Consider the following 7572-nt stretch of genomic DNA (forward strand, 5'->3'; position numbering starts at 1 on the left):
CTACTCGGGCGAGATTGATGGCCAGAAGCTCGCCGCCGACGACATGGCGGCGGCGCTCCAGGCCGAGGGCTTGCCCATGACCCATATCATTGGGCCGAATACGGGGCACTCGTATCATAAAGACAGCAAGCCGATTATCAATGCCGAGCTGGATAAATTCGTGGTACGTGGGCGGGAGAAAAGCCCAAGTAAGATTCGTCTGACGACTTGGACACTGCGCTATGCAAAGTCCAACTGGCTGCACATCACCGGACTGGAAAAACACTGGGAGCGTGCCCGCGCCGAAGCCGAGCGCAGCGCCGACGGTAAGAGCGTGACGATTAAGACAAGCGGCGTGAGTGCGCTGGCGCTGGACTCTAGTTTTCGCACGGTCAACCTGGATGGGCAGACGCTCTCTGGGGCGAAGTTCTATAAAGACGGCAAGAGCTGGAAATCCGGCGAGCCGCGTGGCAAGACGCTGCGCAAGAAGCCCGGCTTGCAGGGGCCGATTGATGACGCGTTTATGGAGCGCTTTGTCTTCGTCCAGCCTACGGGGATCGCCAAGTCCTCTGAGCACGGAGCCTGGGCCAAGAGAGCCATGGAGCAGGCGCTGAGTGACTGGAAGACCTTCTTCCGGGGCGAGGTGATTGTGGTGGACGACGACAAGCTCACCGGGGAGCAGCTGCGCAATGCCAACCTGATTCTCTGGGGCGACCCGGCATCTAATCGTGTTCTGGGCAATATGGCAAGCAAGCTGCCCCTGGGCTGGACAAGTGAGACTGCGCCGGTGTTTATCTACCCGAACCCGCTGAACGAGAGCAAGTACGTGGTCGTGAACTCCGGGTTTACCTGGCATGATTATATGTCTGGCTCCAACGCGCACCACACCCCTAAGCTCCCGGACTGGGCCACGGTGCGCATCGCTGATGGCACTGTGACCGAGGTCGGCTTCTTTGATGAGAGCTGGAAGCGGTAGAATAGCCTCGTGCAGCAACAACGGATCGTGATGCAGCCGGTTTGCCATCTTTGGCAGGAGACACGGCGGCGGGAGAATGACCGGGTTTCCCAGGTGCTTTTGGGAAACCAGGTGGGCGTCCTTAGCTCCTCTGAGGACGGGGACTGGGTGCGTGTCCAGGCCGACGATACCTACCGTGGCTGGGTGGAGACACGGTTTCTCGCTTCTGAAAGGGTGCCCGAGGCAACTGTCTCCGTGCCGTTTGCCGATGTCCGTGCCGAGGCGCGCTCCGATGCGCCACTGGTGGCGCGGCTCTCGATCTTGAGTAAGCTCGCGGCGCAGCCACCCGTGGGCGACTGGTGCCCCGTGACACTGCCGGGCGGCACACGCGGCTGGCTGCCGGTTGCTGCGCTAGCACCCCTTCCCCAAAAAAAACCGGAAGTATGGGCGACGGAGTTTCTTGGCACACCGTATCTCTGGGGGGGATCGTCGGCGTTTGGCTTGGACTGCTCCGGGCTCGCGCAGCTCTGCTACCGGCTGACGGGAGTGCTCCTGCGCCGCGATGCCGATATTCAGCGCTCCGATCCGCGCTTTGTTTCAGTCGAAAAAGAGGCGCTTGCGCCGGGCGATCTGGTGTTCTTTGGCAAGCCCGACAAGATCACGCATGTCGGGCTGCACTACAAAGAGAATCTGTTTATTCATGCCGCAGGCGGAGCGGGGACGATTCTTACCGAGTGGGGCGACACACGCTACTCCCCAAGCTATGTGGATGCCCGGCGGCTTGATCCACGGAAAACGAGCGTGCCCGTGCAGCGCCACGAGGCCGAAGACCGATGACCCTCCCCGAAAGTTTCTATGTATCCCTGGAGCGCGATCTCCTGCGCCTGACGGGCCGTGATCGTCAGAGTTTTTTGCAGGGCATGGTCACCAACGATGTCGCGTCGCTCACGCCCGGCCAGGGCTGTTACGCGTTTCACCTCACCAGCAAAGGCCAGATTCTCGCCGACTGCCGCATCGCCTGTTTAGAAGACAGCCTTCTTTTAGACACTGAGCCTGGCTGGGGCGAGCCGCTGGCCGCCTCGCTGGAGCACCACTTAGTCATGGAACGGGTCAAGATCCGCCTCACCACGGAGATTGTTTACTTTATTTACGACGGAGGCAAGTGGCGCGCGCTCTACGATGCTGCTTCTCCGCCAGAGCTGCCCGTGTGCGACGAAGCACTCTACGAGGCGCTTCGGATCGAGGCGGGCATTCCACGCGGGCGTGTTGACTTTGATGAGAAGACACTCGCGCCGGAGACGGGGCAGGCGGGGCGGGCGATTCACTATAAGAAAGGCTGCTATATCGGGCAGGAGATCGTGGCACGCATTGATGCGCGTGGCCATACCAACCGGAGCCTGGTGAAGCTGACCACGGAGCAAGTGGCTGAGCCTGGGACGCGGCTGACGGTGGACGGCAAGGATGTCGGCTGGATTACATCGGCGGCGCTTGGGCCAATGCAGGGTATCCCGGTAGCGCTGGGCTATCTGCGAAATGAGCACGCCGCGCCGGGCGCACAAGTCACTGTTGGGGCGTTTGGCAATGGGGTGGTTACGTGAAGCATAGATATCTTGTGGGAAGCATCGCCGCTTTTGTGACCGTTGTCGGAGGGATATTCTGGGCGGTCAATGCCTGGGAGTACCAGCAGATCGGGGAGAGTCAAGTCCGGCGGCACCTGGTGCGCGGCGTGGTAGAGATCAAGCGCGACAACCACTGGAAAGCACCGTTTATTGTTGATCCCCGCGCCCCACTTCTCACGCGCGATGACCTGAAGCGCATCACCATCAGCGATATTCGCTGGGGGGATGCGGGCCTTCTCTGCGCCACCGCCACCACGACCCCAGGAAAACCTCTGGAAGGACGCCTTGCCTTCGTTATCGAAATTACGGAGACGGGGAACGGCAAGCGTATTCGAGATCGTGGTATCCGTCAGACTCTCGCCTGGCAGGGGGGAGCCAAAATTTCCTTTGTCCTGCCCACCGATCTCTTTAAACCCATTCGCAACCAGACGACTCTGGTGCACCTGGAACCCATAGAATAGGAATATTTGCATGCGCACTTCGACAAACACTCATTTTAGTCAATCGGGCTTTCATCACATTGCCCTCCGTGCACGAGATTTTGATGCCTCGCTGGTCTTTTACACCGAAGGAATGGGCTTTCCTGTGGCGCACTCCTGGGGCGATGGTGATAAACGAATCGCTCTTCTTGGTTTAGGCGACGGTAACTATCTTGAGCTTTTTGCCTGTCCGGAGGCGACGGAAATAGTGGGAGGGAACCAATTTTTTCACCTGGCACTTCGCTCCCTCGATGTTGACTCTGACATTGAAAAAGTTCGTCTACTGGGTTGCCCTATTACTATTGAGCCTAAAAGCGTCGAAGTTAATGGAAAGACAATTCGAGTGGGATTTTTTTTGGGGCCAGAGGGCGAGACTTGGGAGTTCTTCCAAAATGCCGAGCTTTAAGATAGAATAGCGACTAAGGGATTTTAATGGCGAAATGAGACAGACAAAGAAATCTAATACTATTGAGGTTGGCTGGTTTCTCATACTATTGCTTGTCAGTGTTTTGTTCCTCTGTCTCTTGTTTCTACCCCAGTTACGCTACCAGCTAGGGGGTAAGTGGTCGCTTCCTCTGATTGGGGTTGCTTTTGTCTTGGTTCTCTACCTCCAGCCTTCGGTGGCGTACCGCGTCCATCGCTGGCGCTCCGATCGGCGCGATGAGGCCGAGAAACGCTGGTGGCGAGAGCGTGACAAGCGTGAGCAGGCGGCGCTGCTACGGATTGAGGCGCTTCGCCACGAGAAGGTACAGCGCGAGAGCAGGCGGCGGCGGTAGCTCATGCGCTGGAAGTGAAGGCGGAGTAGTCCTGCTGCGGCGCTAAGTAGTCCTGCAGCGGCGCTAGTCGTCGGCGCGTATGCCTTCCATCGTCACCAGGATGATCGGCCCCCAGAAGGCCATTCCCCAGCCCGCAAAGGTCAGAAACTGCTGCTCTACCGGATGAGCCGCGACGAAGTCTTGTTTGCCGATGGCTAGCAGGAGCAGGATACCCGCAAGGGTACCAAACCAGGCACAGAGGGCGCGAAGCTGCCACGGAAACTTTGTGAAAAATAGCTCAAGCATTACACTCAGACTTTACCGGATTTTTCGGCGCTTTGTCAACCCCAAAAGAAAGAGGATCACTAATCCGCCCGTGGTGAACGCAGTGATACGACGGCCCGTGACAGCTGATCCCACACGAGCCCAAGCGCACTTGGTACTCGTCGAATGCGATCAAGGAACCATAAAAAATAAAACCAACCCCACCAGAAGGGCCAGTGAAAAGGCTGGTTTCATCTGCGCTAACACCTACATTTTATAGTATTTCTCATCCTCACTCATCGGGGGGATCTCAAAACCGTACTGCTCCGCCCAGTCCACGGTCTCCTGCCAGCGATCCTGCCGGTGCGCATCATTTGTCATGGCGGGCAAGAGATGAGGGGGCTCGGGCACTTCATCCTCCGCACGCTCTATCCACTCCCGGTGGAGCTTTTCATAAATCATAGACCACTTCCAGGGAAAAGGGCAAATAAACTGTTCTTCCATGAGACAATCACCTCTGGTTGTATTGTAACAAAGTTTAAGGCTACGGTTGCGCTTTGAGTCAATTTTTTTGCTGGTTTAGCTAAATGCTTTTGCCAGTGTGTAAGCCACGGTGGCAGCGATCCCCCCGATACCTGCCGTCTCAAAAGCACTGCGCCACGGATTGCTGCCGGTGAAGCGGCCCTTGACGAAGCCAAAAACATAAAGTGCGAGGAGGGTCACAATGCAAGAGAGCTGGAAGGCGGCAGCGTGTTGCGTCAGAAAGATGTAGGGAGCGAGAGGAATCAGGCCGCCAATGATATAGGAAATACCGATCGTGATTGCACTCTGGAGGGCACGCTTGGGGTTGGGCTCCTCCAAGCCTAGCTCGAAGCGCATCATGAACTGCACGTAGGTTTCCGGGTTGCGCTCCAGCGCGGCAATAATGGGGGTAATCTCAGCTTCTGTTAGGCCGTAGCCCTCAAAGACTTCCCGGATCTCCGCCGCCTCCGCCTCGGGCTTGTGGATGACTTCCCAGGCTTCGCGCTTTTTCTCGCTAATATAGTGCTCCGCCTGGCTTCGAGCTGCCAGATAGCCGCCCAGTCCCATTGCAATCGAGCCCGCCGCGATCTCCGCAAGGCCTGCCGTGACGACTATTTTGGGGCCGAAAATTGCACCGGAGAGGCCTGCTGCCAGCGCAAAGGGAACCGTCAGCCCATCCGCCATCCCGATGACAACATCCCGTACACTCTCTGAGGACTTAAAGTGTGTTTCGTGATGGTGATCGTGCGGGTCATGGCGCGGAGGATCGTGATGAAGATGGGTATCCAAGTGCGCTATCTTCCGATCTTAATGCCACCCTCACGAGGCGCAGTGACAATAATGGCCGCGGTGCTATCTGTGGGCGCATCGGCGTTGCGGCCTCCGGTGGTGCCCACGAAGACGAAGCGTAGCGGCGGCAGTTTAGGATCGCGTGTGCTCAGGTAGCGAGAGGCCTCGGAGCCGCGTAGCGTAAAGATTGCTTCGTCTTTGTTGCCGGGAATGTAGAGTGCCCCCTGGCTGATCGTGATGCCTGGGGGAAGACCCAGAGCGGATATTACTACATCGCTACGGCCATTGGTGGGGCGCACGACTTTCACGGTCACGGTCGCGGTCTGACCGGGGCCGAGGTTCAGGCTCTCAATTCCCTGGACAGAGAGCCCAAAGGGGGGCTCCTCTTTCGCCACGCCGATAAACGCGGCGCTGCGCTCAATGGGCCGAAGGTTGTTGTTCTGTGTTCGGTAGAGCTCAATGGGCTGGGCAAAGCGCCTAAGCAAACGGACATTACCCTGGTCATCCGTCAGCTCTGTCGTTCCCTCTATGGTGATTGTCCCTCCCCCTAGAGCCGCTTTATCATCTACTGTGATGAGCAGAAGCGCTTTGTCATCGTCGGGCGGGATGACTCCCGCTTCGGCTTTGATTCCCAGGGGAAGCCCCTTAATGGTCAGCTTGATCGGTTCTTGGAGTGCCTCACGGCGGGTGACACGCACGAGCAGCGCCGCACGCCTTCCCGGGGCTAGGTTGGCCCCATCGGGTGTTACACTGAGGGAGAAATCAGGGATTCCCGCTCCGATTGTCTCCCAACAGTAGGCCCCTCCCGACGAGAGCGAGTCGGTGATCTCTACCACGTACTCGCCCGCTTTTGGGAAACAGGCGGGCATCCGTAGCTCCTCGTCGCCATCCATCAGCCGGGTCTGGACGACGGCATCTTTTTCGTCTCTGATGGTCACTCGCGGGCGGAGCTGCGAGCCCAGGCGCTTGGTGTAGAGCTCCAGGCCCATGCCGGGTTTGAGTGCCTGCACTTTAAAACGATCCACCTGGTTGGCACCCGTCAGTTTTCCTGAGAACATCGCAGGTAGTGTCACGGCAGTGGCGAGGCCGATTGTCTCCACCGGGCCACCACCGTCGGGCAGGTCCCTCACCAGCACGGGAGTGTCCCCCATTGCCGTGTGAAGCATCGTCACCCCCGCCGCGTCACGCGCCAGCAAGGCCTCGATAGGCATGCTGCCCATGTTGGCGGAAAAGCTGGCACCAGGTCTTGCCACTAAGTTGGAGAGAGTGGTGTCGGCGGGCAAGTTGCCTATTGCCAGACGGTAGATGGAGGCCGGGTTGCCTTTCCAGAGTAAGTCACGCACCAGAAGTGTGTACTCCCCGTCGTTGGGGCAGATCCACTCTAAAATAGGGTCAATATCAATGCGCCCTAGGCTCTTGGCAAGCTCTTTTCCCTTGCTATCATAGAGATAGAGCACCGGATTGAAGAACATGGGGCACTGCTCATTGATTCGATAGGCTTTCAGATTGAACGTGAGCGGCTCGCCTTTCTTGGCGGAAAAGAGAAACTTATCCCGTTGGCCTGACAGGGTAATCGCACCGTTGATGATAGCGGGGAGAGCGAGTGTGATGCTCGTATTGGGGAGCGCTAGTGTCTCTGGCAGGTTGCTAACCTCAAAGGAAAAGGGGGATGAGATGCCCTGCTCAGTGACGAGGCGTACCTCACGAAGACCGGGAGGGGCATCGGCGGCGATACTGAGCTTGGCCGTGATCTGCCCTGCTCGCGCCCGTGCCTGAAGCCAGCCAACAATCTTATCCCGGTCCTCTTTCTTGATATCCGCGCCACGCGCCGTGATCATTCGGTCAGCGGTGGCGGCCCACTGCTCGGGTGACAGAGTGCGGTTGTCCGGGGAGCGCGACTCGTGGCAGGTAACGCACTTGGCGTTGAAGAGGGGCCGAATCGTGTCGTCTACCGGGCCTCCTGCTGCACTCAGCTCCGCCTTGACACCCGGCCCGCCATTGACGACTACACGCTTGGCTCCTGCCAGGCCACCGCCACGAATCGCGATCTCGATGCTCTTGCCCGCCTGCGCACCAGCGGGGTAGAGCGCAGCGATACGCGGGTTCTGGGCTAGCGCGGCACTGGTGATAAGAAAGAGAATAAGTACCATCTCCCCCACCCTCGTTCCTCGGGCACCCCCTCTTCCCCTAGCCGTTCGTTCCTCACTGGG

The 7572-nt window shown here is 58.4% G+C and carries 9 protein-coding genes and 1 pseudogene; 6 read left to right on the forward strand and 4 right to left on the reverse strand.

Annotation, left to right across the window (positions count from 1 at the left end):
- The 6 genes and pseudogenes from ACH2EH_RS25295 to ACH2EH_RS25320 all read left to right on the forward strand — a co-directional run.
- Positions 1 to 955, forward strand: a pseudogene (locus ACH2EH_RS25295) (hypothetical protein); the annotation flags it as partial.
- A 9-nt stretch (positions 956 to 964) separates the two neighbouring features.
- On the forward strand, positions 965 to 1771 hold the full coding sequence (locus ACH2EH_RS25300; protein WP_395146201.1) for a C40 family peptidase: 807 nt from the start codon (positions 965 to 967) through the stop codon (positions 1769 to 1771).
- The gene (locus ACH2EH_RS25305; protein ID WP_395146203.1) at positions 1768 to 2532 is read left to right on the forward strand and encodes a YgfZ/GcvT domain-containing protein; all 765 of its coding nucleotides are present in this window, start codon (positions 1768 to 1770) and stop codon (positions 2530 to 2532) included. The genes ACH2EH_RS25300 and ACH2EH_RS25305 overlap by 4 nt, the downstream gene beginning before the upstream one ends.
- Complete coding sequence (locus tag ACH2EH_RS25310; protein ID WP_395146204.1) at positions 2529 to 3014, forward strand: hypothetical protein; 486 nt, start codon at positions 2529 to 2531, stop codon at positions 3012 to 3014. The genes ACH2EH_RS25305 and ACH2EH_RS25310 overlap by 4 nt, the downstream gene beginning before the upstream one ends.
- 10 nt (positions 3015 to 3024) lie before the next feature.
- Positions 3025 to 3438, forward strand: a complete 414-nt coding sequence (locus tag ACH2EH_RS25315) for a VOC family protein (RefSeq protein WP_395146205.1) — start codon at positions 3025 to 3027, stop codon at positions 3436 to 3438.
- A 34-nt stretch (positions 3439 to 3472) separates the two neighbouring features.
- Positions 3473 to 3808 carry a hypothetical protein gene (locus ACH2EH_RS25320; protein ID WP_395146206.1) on the forward strand — a complete coding sequence of 112 codons (336 nt, stop codon included), beginning with the start codon at positions 3473 to 3475 and terminating at the stop codon, positions 3806 to 3808.
- Between the two features lie 63 nt (positions 3809 to 3871).
- Here the strand turns inward: ACH2EH_RS25320 and ACH2EH_RS25325 are convergent, their stop codons facing one another.
- The 4 genes from ACH2EH_RS25325 to ACH2EH_RS25340 all read right to left on the reverse strand — a co-directional run bounded on the left by ACH2EH_RS25325 (position 3872) and on the right by ACH2EH_RS25340 (position 7512).
- On the reverse strand, positions 3872 to 4093 hold the full coding sequence (locus tag ACH2EH_RS25325) for a hypothetical protein (protein ID WP_309693163.1): 222 nt from the start codon (positions 4091 to 4093) through the stop codon (positions 3872 to 3874).
- Between the two features lie 225 nt (positions 4094 to 4318).
- The gene (locus tag ACH2EH_RS25330) at positions 4319 to 4513 is read right to left on the reverse strand and encodes a hypothetical protein (RefSeq protein WP_395146207.1); all 195 of its coding nucleotides are present in this window, start codon (positions 4511 to 4513) and stop codon (positions 4319 to 4321) included.
- A 117-nt stretch (positions 4514 to 4630) separates the two neighbouring features.
- The gene (locus ACH2EH_RS25335) at positions 4631 to 5362 is read right to left on the reverse strand and encodes a VIT1/CCC1 transporter family protein (RefSeq protein ID WP_395146208.1); all 732 of its coding nucleotides are present in this window, start codon (positions 5360 to 5362) and stop codon (positions 4631 to 4633) included.
- 5 nt (positions 5363 to 5367) lie between these two features.
- Entirely contained in the window at positions 5368 to 7512 is a 2145-nt protein-coding gene (locus ACH2EH_RS25340; RefSeq protein WP_395146209.1) for a c-type cytochrome, read from the reverse strand.
- Positions 7513 to 7572 lie beyond the last annotated feature (60 nt).

The sequence above is a fragment of the Armatimonas sp. genome, from assembly GCF_043760365.1.
In the GTDB taxonomy this organism is placed as follows: Bacteria; Armatimonadota; Armatimonadia; order Armatimonadales; family Armatimonadaceae; genus Armatimonas.